Raw genomic sequence first — 17293 nt, 5'->3', positions numbered from 1 at the left:
CCTGCGGCTCGGGCCCGCCGAGCTCGAGGCCGCCCGCGGGGTCTGCCGCGCGGTGGAGGGCCTGCCGCTGGGGCTGGAGCTGGCCGCGGCCTGGGCCAAGGTGCTCAGCCTGGGCGAGATCGCCGAGGAGATCGAGAAGAACCTCGGCTTCCTGCGCTCGCCCGAGGGCGACGAGGCCCGCCCCGAACGCCACCGCTCGCTGCGGGCGGTGTTCGAGTCGTCGTGGCAGTTGCTGCACCCCGAGGAGCAGCGGGTGCTCGCCCGGCTGGCGGTGTTCCGAGGCGGCTTCGACCGCGAGGGGGCGGCTCAGGTGGCCGGGGCGTCGGTCTCGGGCCTGCTGGGGCTGGTCAACCTGTCGCTCGTGCAGCGCGACCCCCACCACGGCGGGCGCTACCTGATGCACGAGTTGCTGCGGCAATTCGCCCACGACAAGCTCTCCCCCGGCGCGCGGGAGGACGCCCTCCTTGCCCACGCCGAGCACTTCCGGGCCTTCGCCCGGCGGGCCGAGCCCGAGCTGCGCGGCCCCGAGCAGGTGAGCTGGATCCACCGGGTCGAGCTCGAGCTCGACAACCTCCGCGCCGCGCTGGGCACCCTCGAGCGGCTGGGCCGGGCCGGGGCGGGCCTGGAGATGGCGGCGGGCCTGCGCTGGTTCTACTACGTGCGCGGCTTCTACCTCGAGTCGGCCCGCTGGCACCGGACCTTCCTCGAGATGCCCGCGGAGATCCCCCAGCGGCTGCGGGCCAGGGGCCAGGCCTCGCTGGCGGCGCTACTGAAGGACCTGGGCCACTGGGAGCAGAGCATGGAGCTCGCCGAAGCGAGCCTCGAGGCCAGCCGCGCCTGGGGCGACGCGCAGACCCTGGCCGACGCCTCCCACCTCAAAGGCCTGCTGCTGCGCGAAGCAGGGCGCTTCGAGGAGGCCCTGCCGGCCTTCGAGGAGGCCCTGCGGCTGGCCCGGCAGATCCCCGACCGCTGGGGCGAGGCCACCGCCCTCAACGACATCGGCATCGTCTACGGCCTGCAGCGCCACAACGAGCCCGCCCGCGCCTACTTCCTGCAGAGCCTCGAGCTCAAGCGCGCCATCGGCGACGAGCAGGGCGTGGCCTACGCCCTGGGCAACCTGGCGGTCGTGGCCGACGACGACGAGGAGGCCCTGCGCTGGCTCTACGAGAGCCTGGAGATCAAGCGGCGGCTCAAGGACCAGCAGGGCATCGCCACCGGCCTCACCAACGTCGCCAACCGGCTCGTCAACCTCGGGCAGGCCCGCGAGGCCTGGCCCCTGCGCCTGGAGAGCCTCCTGATCTTCCGCCGCATGGGGCAGGTGGTGCCGCTGGCGAAGGTGCTGGCCGACTGCGCCGACACCCTGCTGGCCCTGGGACACCCCGCCCCGGCGCTGCAGGTCGCGGTGGCGGTGCAGCACTGGAGCGACGAGCGCACCGTGCCCCTGCCCCCCGGAAGCCAGCAGGCCCTCGCGGAGAACATCGAGCAGGCGCGGGCGCGGCTGGGGCCGGAGGCCCAGGCGCTCTACCAGGAGGCCCAGGGCCTGAGCCTCGAGCAAGCCTGCGAGGTCGCGCTCGAGGTGCAGCTCCCGTAGCGCCCGTTCCCGATGGTGGGGCACGTCCTATAAGCCCCACCAGGGAGCGGCCCATCATGGGGCATGGTCCGGCGCTGGATTCTCCTCGGATTGGGCCTTTTCCCCTTCGCGCTCGCGCATTACGCCCCTCCCCTGCCCGACAGCCAGATCGCGCCCCCGGCCCGCCAGTTCGGGCTGCCCTTCGCCGCCCCGCCCGGGCCCGACACCTGGCTGCTGGGCCAGCTCTACGGCAACACCACCGGCGCCTACCGCCAGCGCCGCGACGGCTACGGGGCCGGGCAGGGCATCCACTTCGGGCTCGACCTCTCCGCCCCCTGCGGGACCCCCGTCGTCGCCATCGGGGACGGGGTGGTGAGCGAGGTGGACGGGCCCCACGGCTCCCCGCCGCACAACGTGGTCATCGACCACGGCAACGGGCTGGCGAGCTTCTACGGCCACCTGCAGAAGCGCTCGCCGCTGAAGGTGGGCACGCGGGTCAGGCGCGGGCAGGTGATCGGGGTCTCGGGCGACTCGCAGTTTAGCTGCACCGCCGCGCCGCACCTGCACCTCGAGATCCGCGACCGCTCCCACCAGCGCTTCTTCAACCCCATGCTCTACATCGCCGCCGACTGGGACAGCCTGATGCTCACCGGCGGCTTCAACCGCAGCTTCCAGCGCGACCTCGACAACCCCCGCCGCTGGCAGTTGCCCCTGCAGCAGCCCCAGGCCCGCCGGGGCGGCGGCCTGCTCAACGACTTCGCCCGCACCTGGCCCCCGGCCCCGGGCAGCACCCCCTGGCTGCCTACCCGCACCCTGCAGGGCTTCCCCCGGCCCGCCCTCGAGCCCGCCTCCGCCGCTCCCCTGCCCTCGGGCCTGCGCCGCATCACCCCCGGGGGCTGCTGCGTGGAGCCGCAGTGGAGCGCCGACAGCCGCCGGGTGCTGTTCCTCGACAAGCCCACCCCCCAGGCCCGGCTGGGCTACTACGCCGTGGACGTCGCCAGGCCCGGGCCGCCCCGCCTCGAGCTGCCCCTGGCCTACTACAGCCCCGACTGGGCCTACGCGCTGTTCCCCGGGAGCCCGAGCTCAGGGCTCGAGGCCGTGAGCAGCGGCCAGCGCTACAGCCTGCCCAACCGGGGCGCCGCGGTGGCCTGGGCCCCCGGCAACCGCCGGGTGGCCTGGGGCGTCACCAGCAGCCAGGGCAACTTCGACACCCGCGCCACCCAGGTCTTCGTGACGACCCTCGGCGGCAGCCCCCGCTCCGTCGCCACCCTCTACGGCGGGGGCATCTCGGGCTGGCTCGACGGCGAGACCCTGCTGCTCAGCGGCAAGAGCAGCCCCCGCGAGGCCGAGCGCTCGATCCGCACCTACAACGTCCGCACCGGGACCGGGAAGGTGCTGGGCAGGGCCCGCTCCCCCCGCAACCTCAGCGCCAGCCCCGGTGGCAACTGGGTGATCTACTCCACCGCCTTCGAGCCCGACCGCCCCGACGGGCTGTTCCTGCTCCCGCGCGAGGGCGGCAGCGCCCGCAGGCTCCCCTTCTTCGGCTCCTACCGCTGGCGCGACGCCGACCGCCTGGTCTACGTCGAGTTCAAGCCCGGCGCGCCCACCCACCGCCTGATGGAGTACGACGCACGCCGCCAGCAAGCCCGCCCCCTGGCCGACCTGGGCCGCAAGATCAGCCACGACCAGTGGCGCGTCTCGCCCGACGGGCGGCGGGTGGTGTTCCTGAGCAGCGGGGACTATAGCCTGTACGTGCTCGAGTTGCCGCGGTGAGGGGGCGATAGTCGATAGCCCATAGCCGATAGCCGAACGCGAAACGCAAGACGCGAAACGCCAAACGCTAAACGCTAAACGCCTTTTCTTCACCCCCCTTAGCAAGGGGGGCTGGGGGGATAAACCCTCCCCGCACGCGGGGAGGGACGGGGCGGGGTGAACCACAAACTACACGCTACTAGCCACGAGCCTTTCGCTGAGGGCTGAAAGCTGACGGCTGATGGCTGACGGCTTTGCCGATTCGTATGGTTATTCCCCGAATCGCTCCTGGTACTCGCGCAGGCGGCGGGCGGTGGCCTTGGAGGGCCGCACGCCTAGGTCGCTGAGGGCTTCGTCTTGGAGGAATTCTGTGAGGTAGGCCACGGGCTGTGCGACTGGCTCGTGCAGCTCGGGGTCGTGCAGGGCGGCCTCGAGGTAGAGGCGCAGGGCCTTGTGGGCGCAGTGCAAGGCCCGCTCCTCGTCGCCCTGCCGCAGGCGCAGGAAGCTCTCGGCCTCGAGCAGGTCGGCGAGGAGGGCGACCTGACGCGGCGGGGGCTGGACGAGCTCGAGCAGGTTGGCGAGGCTGTCGGCGTCGGCGGCGGCCACCAGGCTGCGGCTGAGGGTGGCGTAGTGGCGGTAGGCGGCCTCGAGGGCCTCTTCGGCCTCCTCGCCGCGGCCCTGCTCGAGCAGGGCGGGGATGCCCTCCAGCAGCCGGGCGATCTCGGTGGGGCCTTGGTCTTCGCGCTCGGTCGGCATCGCCAGGGCTTCAGTTGCCGGCCAGGCCCAGCCGCTCGGCGTCGGCCTTCATGGCGTCGAGGACGAACTGCATGTGGGCGTCGAGGTCCACGCCCAGCTCTTCGGCCCCGCGCACGATGCCCTCGCGGTCGACGCGCGCGGCGAAGGCCTTGTCCTTGAACTTCTTCTTGAGGCTGCCGAGCTCGAGGCCGGCGATGTTCTTGTCCGGGCGCACGTAGACGGCGGCGGTGATGAGGCCGGTGAGCTCGTCTACGGCGAAGAGCGCCCTGGCCATGAGGGTGGTGCGGGGGTGCTCGGGCACGTCGGCGTGGCCCAGGATGGCCTCGCAGACTTCCGGCGAGTAGCCCATCTTGCGCAACAGCTCGACGCCCTTGTAGGGGTGGGTCTCGGGCTCCTTCTCGTAGTCGAAGTCGTGGAGGATGCCGGTGATGGCCCACTTCTCCTCGTCCTCGCCGAAGTGCCGCGCGTAGGCGCGCATGGCCGCCTCCACCGCCATCATGTGGCGGCGCAGGCTCTCGGAGGGCGTCCACTGCTGCATCAGCCTCAGGGCGTCGTCGTAGACCATGTAGATCGCCATGGAAAGAGTCTCGAGGCTCGAGGGGCCAGCGTCAAGGGCCAAACCGCCGCGCTCGGCTGGACCGCGCGGCCCTGACCCTGGAAAATGAGGGCCATGCGAATCGGCTTTGGCGAAGACGCCCACCGCCTCGAGCCCGGCCGCACCCTGTGGCTGGGCGGGGTAGAGATCCCCTCTGAGCGCGGGGCGGTGGCCCACTCCGACGGCGACGTGATCCTCCACGCCCTCTGCGACGCGCTGCTATCGGCCTGCGCCTTAGGCGACATCGGGGCGCTGTTCCCCGACACCGACCCCCGGTGGAAGGGCCTGGAGAGCCGGGTGATCCTGGAGGCGGTGCTCGAGCGGGTCGCGGGGATGGGCTACCGGGTGGGCCAGGTCAGCGGCGTCGTCACGCTCGACAAGCCCAAGCTCGGCCCCCACCGCGCCGCCATCCAGGCCCGCCTGGCCGGGCTGCTGTCCCTCCCCCCCGACCGGGTGGGCCTCACCTTCAAGACCTCCGAAGGGCTGGCCCCCGACCACGTCCAGGCCCGCTGCGTGGCGTTGCTCGAGGCGCCGTGAACCCCTGGCAGGTGCTCGAGTGGCTGGGCTGGCTGGGCACGCTGGCCTTCGCGGCCTCGGGCGCCTTGATGGGCGTGCAGAAGCGCTTCGATCTGGTGGGCGTGCTGGTGCTGGCGGGCGTGACGGCGGTGGGCGGGGGCTCGATCCGCGACGTCGTGGTGGGCTCGCTGCCGCCGCAGGCTTTCCGCAACGAGGCGGTGCTGTGGGTGGTGTTCGCGGTCTCGCTGCTGGTGTGGCGCTTCTACGGGCGGGTGGAGCGGCTCGAGCGCCCCATCTACTACCTCGACACGCTGGGCCTGGGCATCTTCGCCGCCCTCGGCGCCGAGCGCGGCTTCACCTTCGGCCTGGGCTTCTGGGGCTGCGTGTTCGCCGGGACGGTCTCGGGAGTGGGCGGGGGCGTGCTGCGCGACCTGCTCACCGGCCAGATCCCCGGCATCTTCTACCGCAACCGCGACCTCTACGCCACCGCCGCCGCGGGCGGGGCCGCCGTGGTCTACGCCATCTACCACTTCCTGCCCGACCTCGCCGCCCTGGCGCTGGTGCTGGGCTCTTTGACCACCATCGCCCTGCGCCTGTCGAGCCGCTGGCTGGGGCTGCGGCTGCCCACGCCAAGGGTGGGCGACTGAGCGCCCGAATATTACCCGGGCAATATTGACAACTGCATATTACCCGGGTAATATTGAGGTATGGACGAGCACGACACCTACACCGCTTTTGCCGGGGCCCGCCAGATCGCCTCGGGGGTTCTCCCCGAGGTGCTGGAAGCCGCCAAGACCCACCTCGAGCAGCACCCGGACGCCGAGCCCCTGCTGATCTTCCACGACCCCACCGGGATGCAGGTCGACTTCGACTTCCGCGGCACCCTCGAGGAGGTGCTCGAGCGCGCCGCCCCTGCCCCCAGCCGCAACGGCCCCGGGCGGCCCCGGCTCGGCGTGACCTCGCGCGAGGTCTCGCTGCTGCCGCGCCACTGGCTGTGGCTCGAGGCCCAGCCCGGCGGGGTCTCGGCCGCCCTGCGCCGCCTGGTCGAGGAGGCCCGCAAGCAGGAGTCGCCCCAGCAGCGCCTGCGCCGCGCCCTCGAGGCCGCCGACCGCTTCATGCTCACCATGGCGGGCAACCTGCCCGGCTACGAGGAGGCCTCCCGCGCGCTGTACGCCCGCGACCTGTGGCGGCTCGAGGAGCTGGTGCAGGGCTGGCCCCCGGACGTGCGGGCCTACGTGCTGACGCGGGTGCACGAGGCGCTCAGCCCGGAGTAGGAGCAGCCGATGGCCCATAGCCATGGCCGAGATGACGACAGGGACGGCCGTCCGGCCGTCCCTGCGCAGGTTTCGCCTACTTGAGCTCTTCGAGCTGCCGCTTGGCGCGCTCGAGGTCCTTCCGGTCGGCGTAGGTCTTGGCCGGGAGGGAGAGGGCGTACTCGAGCTGCTTGACGGCGTCGGCCTTGCGGTTCAGCCGGGCCAGCGCGGTGGCGTACTCCACGCGGTGGATGATGGTCTGGGGCTCGAGCTTGACGGCCTCCTCGAACAACGGCACCACCTGCCCGCCGTTGGCGCCGTAGAGCCAGCCCACGCCCTTCTGGGTGAGCTCGAGGTGCCACAGCGCGAGGGCCACCTTGGCCCCGGCGTGTTTAGGGTTGAGCTTGAGGACCTTGTTGAGGTTGTCGCGCACGCTCGAGGCCAGGTTGAGGCTGTCGAGGATGCCCCGGAATTGCGCCAGGCGCCCGTGGGCGCGGGCCAGCTCGAAGTAGGCCTCGGGGTTGTCGGGGTCGGCCTGGATGGCCTTCTTGGCGGCCTCCTCGGCGCGGTCGTACCACGAGCCCTTCTCCTTGTCGCCGGCCTGGTAGCCCGCGTAGTAGCTCGCCGCCTTGGCCGCGAGCACGTAGCCCGAGTTGCCCAGCATGAGGGCTTCGGTGTAGGCCGCCTGCAGCTTGCCCTCCTCGATCATCTTCTCCACGGCAGCGGGGTTCTGAGCCAGGGCCATCCCCAGCACCCATACGCCTACGCCAAGCGCGATCCATCGTTTCATCTGTGCTTACCTCCGTTTAAGCTCGCCAGCCTGTAATGGCACTTTAACTTACTCTATGCAAATGTGTTTATCCACATAACTTGACCCGGTTCAAGGATTCCCCTCGCCATCCCGAGTTATGACCCTCGAGCGTGGTTCGTCACGGCCCGGAACGCTTAACGTTACATGGTAGACTTACCGCATGGTTTTGGCCCCCCGTATGCTCGCCGGAATTGGGCTCTGGATGGTGTTTTTCGCCAATTTGGCCCTGGCCCAACTGGGAGCGGACGATTATTTTTTCCAGTGCCGCAGCCTATACAACCGAGGGGACTTGAGCAGTGCCAAGGCCACCTGTGAGCTGGCCCTAACCGCCAACCCCCAGCACCTGCCCAGCCTGGAGCTTCTGACCCGCATCCACCTCGACGACAAGCGCATCGCCGACGCCGAGCAGAGCCTCGAGCAGCTCAAGGGCGTCGCCGACCCCGAGAGCGCCACCGTCCGGCTGCTGCAGGGCCGCCTGCTGCTGCTGCGCGGGCGCGCCGCCGACGCCCTGGGCACGCTGCCCAACAACCGCGACCCCGAGGCTCACCTCTACCGCGGAAAAGCCCTGGAGATCCTGGGGCGCTACGAGGAGGCCTACGACGCCTACCGCCGCGCCGACAGCCTGCCGGAGGGCCGGCTGGGGGCCGGGCGCATGGCCCAGCGCCTGGGGCAGCCCTCCGAGGGGGTGTTCCTGCTGGGCGACAGCCCCCGCGAGAGCCTGCTCAAGGGGGAGTTGCTGTGGAGCGCGGGGCGGCTGGAGGAGGCTTCCGAGGTCCTCGAGCGCACCCTCCCCCGCTTCAGCCGCCTCGACGACGAGTACACCGACGCCCTCAAGGTGCTCACCGCCGTGGAATACGGCCGGGGGAACTTCGAGCAGGGCAGGTCGTACCTGAGCCTGCTCAGCCAGCAGGTGAGCCTGCCCAGCCGGGCGCTGGGGCACCTCTGGCCCTGGCTGGTGGTCTTCGTGGCCTACCTGGCCCTCATCCTCATCGGGGAAAGCCGCATCGAGCCCATGCGCACCGTCGAGCTCGACAGCCAGTTCCGGCTGGGGCCGGGCACGGTGCACGGCTGGCTGATCCTCTCCCTCCTGATCGCGGGCCTGCTGACGGCGGCCATCGGCTACTTCCTCTACGGCAACTGGCTCGCCGCCTTCACCCCCGTCCAGGCCGAGACGGTGCGCCCCATGTTCTACCTGCTGCTCGGCGGCGTGGCCCTGCTGATCGCCTACCTGCGCATCGGGCTGGCCAACCTGCACCTTGGGGCTCGGCAGAACTGGATCGAGGGCGTGTGGGCCGGTGTGGTGCTGCTGGTGGTCATGGGGCTTTACGGCCTGGTGCGCGAACCGCTGGGCCTGGGCGAGTTTCCCAACATCTACATCACCTTCCTGGGCATCGCCCTGATGGAGCCCGTCCTGCGCGGGGCCGCCGACTTCTCCCTGCGCGACCGCTACCGCGAGCTCTCGAGCTACATGCTCCCCCTGCTCTCGGGCCTCGCCATCCCCGGCCCCAACCTGCTGCTGGTGGTGACGGCCGTCTTCCTGGGCTGGCTGCGCCGGCGTACCGGCGGCACCCTGGCGGGGATGGTGGCCTGGGTGGTGCTGGGCCTGATCCTCACGCTGGTGGCCGAGCTGCCCTTCATGCGCACGCTGCTTTGACCGGCCGACGGCGGGTAGGGGCGATCCGAATCGCGAGGGGCCGGAGCGTGCTGCTCCGGCCCCGGTTCATCGGAGTTCTTCAGCCCTCCGTGAGGTTGCCCAGGCGCTCGAGGAAGCCGTGCGCGGTGTAGTCCAGGCTGACCGGCGTGACCGAAACGTAGCCGTGCTGCACGGCCCAGAAGTCGGTGCCCTCCTGGAGTTCGGCGGTGGGCTTGCCGGCCACCCAGTAGTAGGGCCGCCCGTCGGGGTCGTGGCGCTCGACCACCGAGTCCTCGTAGCGGTGGGTGGAGAGCCGGGTCACGCGGATGCCCCGGGGCGAGCGGTTGGGGAAGTTGACGTTGAGCAACGTCTGGGGCGGCAGGCCGTTATTGAGCACCCAGCGGGCGATCTTCAGCGCGTGCCGCGCGGCCTCCTCGAAGCGCAGCTCCTCGCCGGAGGCGTCGAGGCTGAAGGCGATGGAGGGGATGCCCAGCGAGGCGCCCTCGAGCGCCGCCGCCACCGTGCCCGAGTGGGTGAGGTCGAGCCCCATGTTGACCCCGATGTTGATGCCCGAGACCACCAGGTCGGGACGGCCCAGCAGGTTGCTCCCCAGCACCACGCAGTCGGCGGGGGTGCCGTCCACCCGGTACGCCGGCACCTCACCAAAACCCGCCGAGGCGGTGTGCTTGAAACGCAGGGGTCGCCGGAAGGTGATGCTGTGACCCACCCCGGACTGCTCCACGTCCGGGGCGACCACGTTGACCTCACCGAGCTCGCGCAGTGCAAACGCCAGGGCCTTGATGCCGGGAGAGAAAATGCCGTCGTCGTTAGCTACCAAAATCCGCATGCCTGATAGCCTAACGCGAAAGGCGGCAAGCCGAAAGCGGGGAGCGATAAGCCGTTAGCCGTCAGCGAAGGGCCGGAGATTCGTGGTTCACCCCTCCCCGTCCCTCCCCGCGCGCGGGGAGGGTTTATCCCCCCCAGCCCCCCTTGCTAAGGGGGGTGAAGAATAGTCGTTTTGCGTTTTGCGTTTTGCGTTTTGCGTCTTGCGTACGACGTACGACCCGCTATCGGCTATGAGCTATCAGCGTTCAGCCACCGACGTCACTTCTGCGTCCGGGTCTTGCGGCGCGGCCTGCGAGCCTCGGCCTTGCGGGGGAACACCTTGGCGTCGTTGAGGCCGAAGCCCATGGTGCCGAAGACCTTGCCCGTGGTGGGCTCGATGAGGTTGCGGTGGTCGCGGTAGAGGCGGGGGGTCTTCCAGAGGTAGACCAGCGCCTTCCAGTGCGGCAGCTCGTTGTAGCGCTCGGGCCAGAGTTCCTTGATCTTGGCGGCGACGACGTGGGCGTACTTGGGCGATAGCACCGGGAAGACGTGGTGCTCGATGTGGTAGCCGAAGCCCAGGGTGAGCCACTCGAGCCAGCGCGGGTTGCGCACGGTGAGGCTGTTGAGCAGGGGGTCGTTGGTCTCGGTGATGGGGTTGAGCAGGTGGTTGGTGGCGATGAAGCTCATCGCGATGAAGTTGGCGATGACCCAGGGGATCACGAAGACGAACAGGAAGTTGAGCGGTCCCACCAGCAGCAGCACGCCCAGCCACACCAAAGGCGGCAGGATGGCCTGGAAGATCACCGCCGGGCGCTCGTTGGGCTTGAAGTCGGGGAAAAAGCGCCGCAGCATCATGTGGGCGTGGAGGGTGAACCAGAAGGTCCAGGCGAAGAAGAGGAAGAAGCTGCGCAGCGCCGGGACCTGGCGGAAGGCCCACTGCACGATGGGGCGCTTGGTGGCCGACTCGAGGGTGCCCATGGCGTCGGGGTCGTCCTCGGGGTGCTGGGTGGAGCCGTGGTGCTCGACGTTGTGCCACTTGCGCCACAGCCGCGCGCCTACCATCAGCGGCAGGAAGGCGATGGTGCCGGTGATGGAGCGCAGGACGGGGTTCTTGGTGACCGCCCCGTGCAGGATCTCGTGCGCCAGGAAGCCCATCCCGATGAAGGCGTAGCCGATCCCGAAGGATAAGAGCAGCTTGAGCAGGATATAGGGAGTGGCCAGGATGCCCCAGGTGCACAGGCCAAACAGCGCCAGGAAGGCTGGCAGGAAGGCCAACCGGGCCGGGACGGGTTCGAAAAAGTGGCGGGGAAGGTGCGCTTTGAGCGCTTTGGTGTACTCACGCAGGTGTTGTTCTTCGGTCATGCATTCCTCTCCTCGATGGCATCGAAGTTGAGGCAGTATACATGGCAATACTTAGAGCAACATGGAAGGGAGCACCCTAAAGCCCAACTAAAGGGCGGGCCCAGGGCCCGCCCTCCGCAAGGGTCTATTCGCCGTCGGGGAGGTCGTAAAGCTCGAGCACTTCCTCCCACAGGCGGCCCTTCTCACGGGGCGGGAGGGCGGGCTCATCCCTCAACAAATGCTGCGGCACACAGGTGACGGAATCCGCCGGGGATTGGGGGGCGAGGCTTTCCATGAGCGCATCCTCCTCTACCTCTAGCCTAGACGCGGTATAAATCCCTGGCACGTTCACAAAGCCCGCACGGCTACACCCGTGGCGCAGGTGTAGCCGGGGCCACTACACCACAACAGGGGGAGGAGTTGTGTACTCGAGCCCCCCCAATCCAAACCCTACTCCCCCCACGTACGGCCGCGTGGAGGAAACCATGAAGCAAAAATGGGCGTTTTTGGCAGTAGCAGCAGTGCTGGCGGTGGGGGCCCTGGCGGCCCACGACACCAAGGCCGACGTGCGCTATACCGACCTGGCCGCGATGGGCGACAGCGGGGTCAAGGGCTCGGCGGTGCTGATCACCCTTCCCAACGGCGACCTCGAGGTGTGGCTGCGGCTCGAGGGGCTCAAGCCGGGCTCGGGGATGTACGCCAACCACATCCACTTCAACGACGCGGGCGACGCCAACTGCAAGGCCCAGAACGGCAACAAGATCCTCGGCCTCAAGGACGCCATGGCCGGCCCCGACGGCACCGCCCTCACCTACACCCGCATCCCGGCCGCCCAGGTCCCCGCCTACCCCAAGGGCACCACCTACGTGAACCTGCACGCCAACAGCCCGCAGGCCGTGGGCCCCGGCATTAGCTGCGGCGACGTGCTGACCATCAAGCTGGGGCAGCGATGAGCGTCGGTAGTCGATAGCTGATAGCTGATAGCTAAACGCCGTAGGGACGGCCGTCCCTACGGCGTTAGACCATCGGCGTTCGGCTATCAGCGTTCGGTACCTAGCGCTTCCCCCACGGCTCGAGCACGATCCGCCCCTCCGCCACCCGCGCCCGCTCGGGGCTCTTGGTGGTGTGGGGGTCGTCGGGTGCCTGGGCGACGTGATGGGCAATGCGGATCTGCTTGGCCTCGAAGGCGCTGGCCCAGATGCTGGCCTCCTCGTTGCCGCTGGCCCCGGCGTGGGCTAAGCCGCGCAGCTTCCCCACCACGATCACGTCACCCCCGGCGATGATCTCGGCCCCCGGGTTGACGTCGCCCAGCACCACCACCGTCCCGGGCGACTCGACGCGCTGCCCGGCCCGCAGGGTCTGGCCTACCACCTCGGTGTAGGGGATGAAGCGCTCCCCGCGCGGGGGCCGCAGGGTAAGCCCCCGCTCGCGCCCCACCTCGCACAGCACCTCCAGCACCTCCACCCCGATCTGGCCCGAGACCTCGACCTCGAGCGGCAACTCGGGCACCTCGGCCAGGGCCTTGCGCAGGACATCGGGCGTTTCGTTGCCGTCGAGGCGCAGCGAAAGGCCGTTGAGGGTCGCTCGGATACGCATCTCGGAAGGTTATACCTCTATTCAGGGGGAAAAGGCAAAGTTCGGGATGCCGGACGCTGAAGGTCGATGGTCGATGGTCGATGGTCGATAGCCAATAGCCGATAGCTAAATGCCAAACGCCGTCTGTTTGCCCCCCTTAGCAAGGGGGGCCGGGGGGATAAACCCTCCCCGCCGGCGGGGAGGGACGGGGAGGGGTAAACCACGAGCCACAGGCCACGAGCCATCGGCTATTGACCAGCCATCGATATTCACCGCACGGCGTTCGAAGGGGCAGGCTCCGGCGCGGGGGTTGGCGGCGTTTCGGGCTCCGGCGGCTTGGGCGCGAACTCGCCGATCTTCCAGTAGGCCTCCATCACGCGCTTGACGGCGGGCAGGGCCACCCCGAAGCCTTCGCCGCCGTTCTCGAAGAAGGCGACCACGGCGAGGGGGGGGCGCGGGTCGCCGGGCTCGGCGGGGCCGTAGCCCATGTACCAGGCGTGGGTGTAGCCGTAGCCCTTGCGGTAGCTCATGCCGTTCTCGGCGGTGCCGGTCTTGCCGGCGGTGGGCACCTCGAGGTTCCCCAGGATCGGGCGGGCCGTGCCCCAGGTGACGGTCTTGCGCATGCCCTCCTGCAGCACCGACCAGTACCTGCCCTCGACCTTGGTGAAGCGAGGCTGCACGGCCTGACCGCCCACCTTGCGCACCAGGTGCAGCTCGGGCTGGCGGCCCGAGTTGACGATGGTGACGAGCATCCGCGCGATCTGCACGGGGCTGGCCTCCACCGCGTCCTGGCCGATGGCGACCGAGAGCGACTGGCCGGGGTACCAGGGCTCGTTGAAGGTCTCCTCTTTCCACTTCTTGGTGGGCAGGAAGCCCTTGTCCTCGGCGATCTCGAGGCCCGTCGGCCGCCCCACCCCCAGCTTGTTGGCCCACTCGGCGATGCCGTCGACGGTCTTGTAGGGGTCGGCGGCGAGGGCGGCCTGGTAGTACCAGGTGTTGCAGCTCTGGGCGATGGCCTCCCGCACCGTCATGGGGCCCATGTTCCCGGCGTACCAGTTCTTGCGGATGCCCCCGTACTTGATGTAAGGGCTACAGTTGAACACCGTGCCGGGGGTGACGTTGGTCTTCTCGATGAAGTAGCTGCTGGTGGCGAGCTTAAAGGTCGAGCCGGGCGCGTAGGCGGTCACGGCGCGGTTGAGGGTGGGGAGGGACTTGTCGGAGTTGTAGGCCGCGATCTTCTTGTTGTCCTCGGGGGTGCGGGGGTGGCGGGCGAAGAGCGCGGGGTCGAAGCTGGGGGCACTGGCCATGGCCAACACCTCGCCGGTGCGGGGGTCCACGGCCACGATGGCCCCCTTGACCACGCTCTCCGGCGGCAGCCCCAGCCTGCGCCGCCCCTTGTTGACGTTCTCCAGGCTCTCCTTGAGCACGCGCTCGGCCACCTGCTGCAATTCGATGTCGAGGGTGAGGTAGACGTCCTGGCCGGCCACCGGCTCCTTGGTGACCTGCTCGCTGACCCGCTCGCCGCGCACGTTCTTCTCCACCACCCGCTGGCCCTTTTGCCCCCTCAGGTACTTCTCCAGCGCCGCTTCGAGCCCGGTGCGCCCCACCAGCTCCCGCGGGTCGTAGCCCTGCTGCTCCACCTCCTGCTTGTTGGCGAAGAGCACGTAGCCCAGCACCGGCCCCGAGATGGGGCGGGGGTAGGTGCGCTCGAGGCGCTCGACGAGCTGCAGGTTGTCCTGCCCGGCCGTGAGCTCGGCCAGCGTGAGGACCAGGCTCTCGGGCACGTTGGCCTTGAGCGTCACCGGCTCGCGGCCCACCTCGGGCAGCTCGCTGAGCCCCAGCAGGCGCAGGATGCGCTCCTTGAAGAGGATCTCGCCCCCGGAGTAGACCAGGTCCACGGTGAGGCGGTTGCCTGCGATCATCTTGCCGTTGCGGTCGAAGATGCGGCCGCGGGGGGCCAGCACCGTCTCGGTGCGCAGGTAGTTGCCCTGGCTGCGGGTGGCGTACTTCTCGTAGCGCACGACCTGGAGCTGGAACAGCCGCACGGTGTAGACCCCCAGCACGGCATAGACGATCAGCAGCAGCAACCAGATGCGGTTATTCACGTCTTGTCTCCCCCAGCACGCGTCGGGCCCAGCCCAGCAGGAAGGGCGCCAAACCCAGGGTGAGGAGGATCTCGGAGACGAAGACCCCGGTGAGGGCGGCGAAGGTGAAAGGCCCCCCGCGCAACCAGTACCCGACTAAAGCATAGCCCAACCACTTGGCGAGGAAGCTCCCCCCCAGGATGGTGATCTGCCCCAGCAACTCGTCGGAGTGGAAGCTGCGGGAGAGGCGGTAGTAAACGTAGACCCCGCACAGCAGCCCGACCGTGTGCAGCCCAGGATACCCGGCCGACAGCAGGTCCTGCAGGATGCCGATGACAAAGGCCAGGGGGAGGCCCACGTACAGCGGGTACGAGCCCGCCAGGGCCAAGGCCGCCAGGAACGGCAGGTCGGGCGGGGCCACCTCGGCGGGCATCAGGCCCGAGATCAGGCCCTGGAGCAGGAAAGTCACGAGGATCAGGATGGCCGCACGCATAGGCTAAGCACAACGATAGTGGATTTTTCCCCGGCGGCGCTCACAAGGAGCGCAGCACCATCACTTCCTCGAGCAGCGAGAACTGCACCATGGGCCGCACCATCACCACCCGCTTCAGCGCCCCGGGCTTGACCGGCAGCACCTCGACCACCTCGCCCACCGGCAGGCGCGGGTAGAGCCCGCGGAAGGCCCCCGACTCCACCCGGTCGCCCACCTTGACCTGGGCGTCGGGCGAGAGCTCGACCTTGAGCAGGCTGGGCGGCTGCCCGAAGGCGATGCCGCGCCCGCGCTTGCCCGGCAGCAGGATCGCCACCCGCGACTCAGGGTCGACGAGGGTGCGCACCACCGCCTCGCGCTCGGTGACCGCCACGACGGAGCCCACCAACCCGGCCGAGCCCGTCGCCACCACCGGGTCGCCCACCTTGAGGCCGTCCTTCTCCCCCAGCCCGATGACCAGGCGGCGGTACAGGCCCGAGGGGTCCTCGTCGATCACCGGCGCGATGGCCTTGGCGCCCAGCGCCTTCTGGTCGCGCACCTGCAACGCCGCGCTCAGCCGGCGGTTCTCCTCGCGCAACTGGGCGTTCTCCATGCGCAGCGTCGCGAGCTCCTGCCGCATGGCCCGGTTCTCGGCGCGCAGGTCGCGGCGGTCGTAGAGGGCGGCGAGGGCGGCGTGCAGGTTGGAGCCCAGGCGGTAGCTCAGGCCGAACAGCGGCGCGCTGCGGGCCGAGAACTCGGCGGGCAGGGCGGGCGCGAACTGGCGGGTGAGGCTCGAGAGCAGAAGCGCCAGCCCCAGCAACCCCACGAACAGCAAGCGGCGCAGGATGACCTCGTTCAAGCCGCGTCACCCTCCCCGCCGCGGAAGTAGCCCCGCCGGGCCAGCACCTGCCACAGCCGCCGCACCGGCAGCCCCATCACCGTGTAGAAGTCGCCCTCGACCGCGTCCACCAGCACCATGCCCCGCTCCTGCACGCCGTAGCCCCCCGCCTTGTCCAGCCCCTCCCCGCTCGAGGCGTACCACTCGATCTCCCAGTCCTCGAGCGCCCGGAAGCGCACGCGTGCGGCGTCCACCAAAGCCTCCTCTTTGCCGGAGGGCAGGATAAGGGTTAGCCCGGTGAAAACCGTGTGGGTCTGGCCGGAGAGGCGCTCGAGGAAGGCCCGGTTCTCCGCCACGCTGCCCGGCTTGCCCAGCAACTCCCCCTCCAGCGCCACCACCGTGTCGGCCGCCACCACCCACTCCCCCGGCCGCCACACCGCCTGCGCCTTGTGCAGCGCCAGGGTGCGCGCGAGCTCTTCGGCCGGGAGCGAGTCGAGGGCCTCCTCGTCCAGGTGGGCCGGACGGCTCTGGAAAGGCAGCCCCAGCCGCTCGAGCAGCTGCGCCCGGCGCGGGCTCTGGGAAGCCAGGATCAGGGTCGGCAAGCGGGCAGGGTCCAGCAGCATCTCCGTAAGAGTGTATAGCGATGAGGGGCAGGGTGTAAGCGGGAAGCGATAAGCCGTCAGCCGTCAGCTTGTGGTAAACCCCACCCCAACCCTCCCCGCGGGCGGGGAGGGAGTATCCCCCCCAGCCCCCCTTGCTAAGGGGGGTGAAGAAAAGGCGTTTGGCGTTTAGCGTTTGGCGTTTGGCGTCTTGCGTACGACGCAGGACGTACGACCCGCGCCCGGCTATCGGCTATCGGCGTTCGGCGTCCAGCTATCAGCCCTCACAACGGCTCCCCCGCCCGCCAGATGGCCTCGAGCTCCTCCCGGTAGCGCGCGGCGAGCTCGGGGCTGTCGAGGATGAGCAGGTTCTCGTTGTTGGAGCGGTAGGCCGAGGCCGAGAAGTTGTAGCTGCCCGTGACGACCCGGGCCCCGTCGATGACGACGACCTTGTTGTGCTGGGTGTAGGGGTTGCCGTCCCGGCGCACCTCGACGCCCGCGCGCGCGAGCTCCTCGTCGAGGGAGTTGACCAGGTTGCGCGCGTCGATCACCACCCGCACCCGCACGCCCCGGCGCCGCAGGGCCCCCAGCTCCTCGAGCACCCCCCGGTCGGTGAGCACGTAGGCCGCCACCAGCACGTCCTCGCGCGCCCCGCGCAGGGCCTCCAGCAGCGCGG

19 protein-coding genes are annotated in these 17293 nt (G+C 69.7%); 7 read left to right on the top strand and 12 right to left on the bottom strand.

Annotation, left to right across the window (positions count from 1 at the left end):
• A partial coding sequence (locus MEICH_RS30330; protein ID WP_036219763.1) for an ATP-binding protein occupies positions 1–1591 on the top strand: 1591 nt, incomplete at its 5' end.
• A 63-nt stretch (positions 1592–1654) separates the two neighbouring features.
• Positions 1655–3343: a peptidoglycan DD-metalloendopeptidase family protein gene (locus MEICH_RS29885; RefSeq protein ID WP_218916440.1), complete on the top strand. Its 1689-nt coding sequence runs from the start codon at positions 1655–1657 to the stop codon at positions 3341–3343.
• 249 nt (positions 3344–3592) lie between these two features.
• Here MEICH_RS29885 and MEICH_RS0119910 read toward each other — a convergent pair whose 3' ends face one another.
• The gene (locus MEICH_RS0119910; RefSeq protein WP_027894054.1) at positions 3593–4078 is read right to left on the bottom strand and encodes a hypothetical protein; all 486 of its coding nucleotides are present in this window, start codon (positions 4076–4078) and stop codon (positions 3593–3595) included.
• 10 nt (positions 4079–4088) lie between these two features.
• A complete protein-coding gene (locus MEICH_RS0119905; RefSeq protein ID WP_027894053.1) occupies positions 4089–4655 on the bottom strand; it encodes an HD domain-containing protein in 567 nt (188 codons plus the stop codon).
• A 93-nt stretch (positions 4656–4748) separates the two neighbouring features.
• On the opposite strand from MEICH_RS0119905, the gene ispF reads away from it, so the two are divergent.
• From ispF to MEICH_RS0119890, 3 genes are read left to right on the top strand one after another with little or no spacing between them, the layout of a single operon-like run.
• A complete protein-coding gene (ispF, locus tag MEICH_RS0119900; RefSeq protein WP_027894052.1) occupies positions 4749–5210 on the top strand; it encodes a 2-C-methyl-D-erythritol 2,4-cyclodiphosphate synthase in 462 nt (153 codons plus the stop codon).
• An 11-nt stretch (positions 5211–5221) separates the two neighbouring features.
• The gene (locus MEICH_RS0119895) at positions 5222–5836 is read left to right on the top strand and encodes a trimeric intracellular cation channel family protein (protein ID WP_027894051.1); all 615 of its coding nucleotides are present in this window, start codon (positions 5222–5224) and stop codon (positions 5834–5836) included.
• A gap of 60 nt (positions 5837–5896) precedes the next feature.
• Complete coding sequence (locus MEICH_RS0119890; RefSeq protein WP_027894050.1) at positions 5897–6463, top strand: DUF2239 family protein; 567 nt, start codon at positions 5897–5899, stop codon at positions 6461–6463.
• Between the two features lie 76 nt (positions 6464–6539).
• On the opposite strand, the gene MEICH_RS0119885 is transcribed toward MEICH_RS0119890, so the two are convergent.
• Positions 6540–7232 (bottom strand): tetratricopeptide repeat protein, encoded by a 693-nt coding sequence (locus MEICH_RS0119885; protein ID WP_027894049.1) that lies wholly within the window; start codon positions 7230–7232, stop codon positions 6540–6542.
• A 310-nt stretch (positions 7233–7542) separates the two neighbouring features.
• On the opposite strand from MEICH_RS0119885, the gene MEICH_RS0119880 reads away from it, so the two are divergent.
• Positions 7543–8907 (top strand): tetratricopeptide repeat protein, encoded by a 1365-nt coding sequence (locus MEICH_RS0119880; protein ID WP_245587718.1) that lies wholly within the window; start codon positions 7543–7545, stop codon positions 8905–8907.
• Positions 8908–8986: 79 nt separating this feature from the next.
• On the opposite strand, the gene surE is transcribed toward MEICH_RS0119880, so the two are convergent.
• The 3 genes from surE to MEICH_RS28980 form a co-directional block, all read right to left on the bottom strand.
• A complete protein-coding gene (gene surE, locus MEICH_RS0119875) occupies positions 8987–9733 on the bottom strand; it encodes a 5'/3'-nucleotidase SurE (protein ID WP_027894047.1) in 747 nt (248 codons plus the stop codon).
• Between the two features lie 257 nt (positions 9734–9990).
• On the bottom strand, positions 9991–11073 hold the full coding sequence (locus MEICH_RS0119870) for a fatty acid desaturase family protein (RefSeq protein ID WP_027894046.1): 1083 nt from the start codon (positions 11071–11073) through the stop codon (positions 9991–9993).
• 124 nt (positions 11074–11197) lie between these two features.
• Positions 11198–11347, bottom strand: a complete 150-nt coding sequence (locus MEICH_RS28980; RefSeq protein ID WP_157202929.1) for a hypothetical protein — start codon at positions 11345–11347, stop codon at positions 11198–11200.
• A gap of 190 nt (positions 11348–11537) precedes the next feature.
• Between MEICH_RS28980 and MEICH_RS0119860 the strand changes: the two genes are divergently transcribed.
• Complete coding sequence (locus MEICH_RS0119860) at positions 11538–12005, top strand: hypothetical protein (RefSeq protein WP_027894045.1); 468 nt, start codon at positions 11538–11540, stop codon at positions 12003–12005.
• Between the two features lie 100 nt (positions 12006–12105).
• Here MEICH_RS0119860 and minC read toward each other — a convergent pair whose 3' ends face one another.
• The 6 genes from minC to MEICH_RS26230 all read right to left on the bottom strand — a co-directional run.
• Complete coding sequence (gene minC / locus MEICH_RS0119855) at positions 12106–12648, bottom strand: septum site-determining protein MinC (RefSeq protein ID WP_027894044.1); 543 nt, start codon at positions 12646–12648, stop codon at positions 12106–12108.
• Positions 12649–12896: 248 nt separating this feature from the next.
• Positions 12897–14732: a penicillin-binding transpeptidase domain-containing protein gene (locus MEICH_RS0119850; RefSeq protein WP_027894043.1), complete on the bottom strand. Its 1836-nt coding sequence runs from the start codon at positions 14730–14732 to the stop codon at positions 12897–12899.
• Entirely contained in the window at positions 14725–15204 is a 480-nt protein-coding gene (mreD, locus tag MEICH_RS0119845; RefSeq protein ID WP_027894042.1) for a rod shape-determining protein MreD, read from the bottom strand. Before mreD ends, MEICH_RS0119850 begins: the two co-directional genes overlap by 8 nt.
• Before the next feature lie 40 nt (positions 15205–15244).
• Positions 15245–16039: a rod shape-determining protein MreC gene (mreC, locus tag MEICH_RS0119840; RefSeq protein ID WP_027894041.1), complete on the bottom strand. Its 795-nt coding sequence runs from the start codon at positions 16037–16039 to the stop codon at positions 15245–15247.
• On the bottom strand, positions 16036–16641 hold the full coding sequence (locus tag MEICH_RS0119835; RefSeq protein ID WP_027894040.1) for a Maf family protein: 606 nt from the start codon (positions 16639–16641) through the stop codon (positions 16036–16038). Before MEICH_RS0119835 ends, mreC begins: the two co-directional genes overlap by 4 nt.
• A 260-nt stretch (positions 16642–16901) precedes the next feature.
• A partial coding sequence (locus MEICH_RS26230) for a phospholipase D-like domain-containing protein (protein WP_036219762.1) occupies positions 16902–17293 on the bottom strand: 392 nt, incomplete at its 5' end.

The organism is Calidithermus chliarophilus DSM 9957 (genome assembly GCF_000430045.1).
Classification (GTDB): domain Bacteria; phylum Deinococcota; class Deinococci; order Deinococcales; family Thermaceae; genus Calidithermus; species Calidithermus chliarophilus.
The sequence above is the reverse complement of the archived record's forward strand: the minus strand, read 5'-3'. Positions and strand labels throughout refer to the sequence as shown.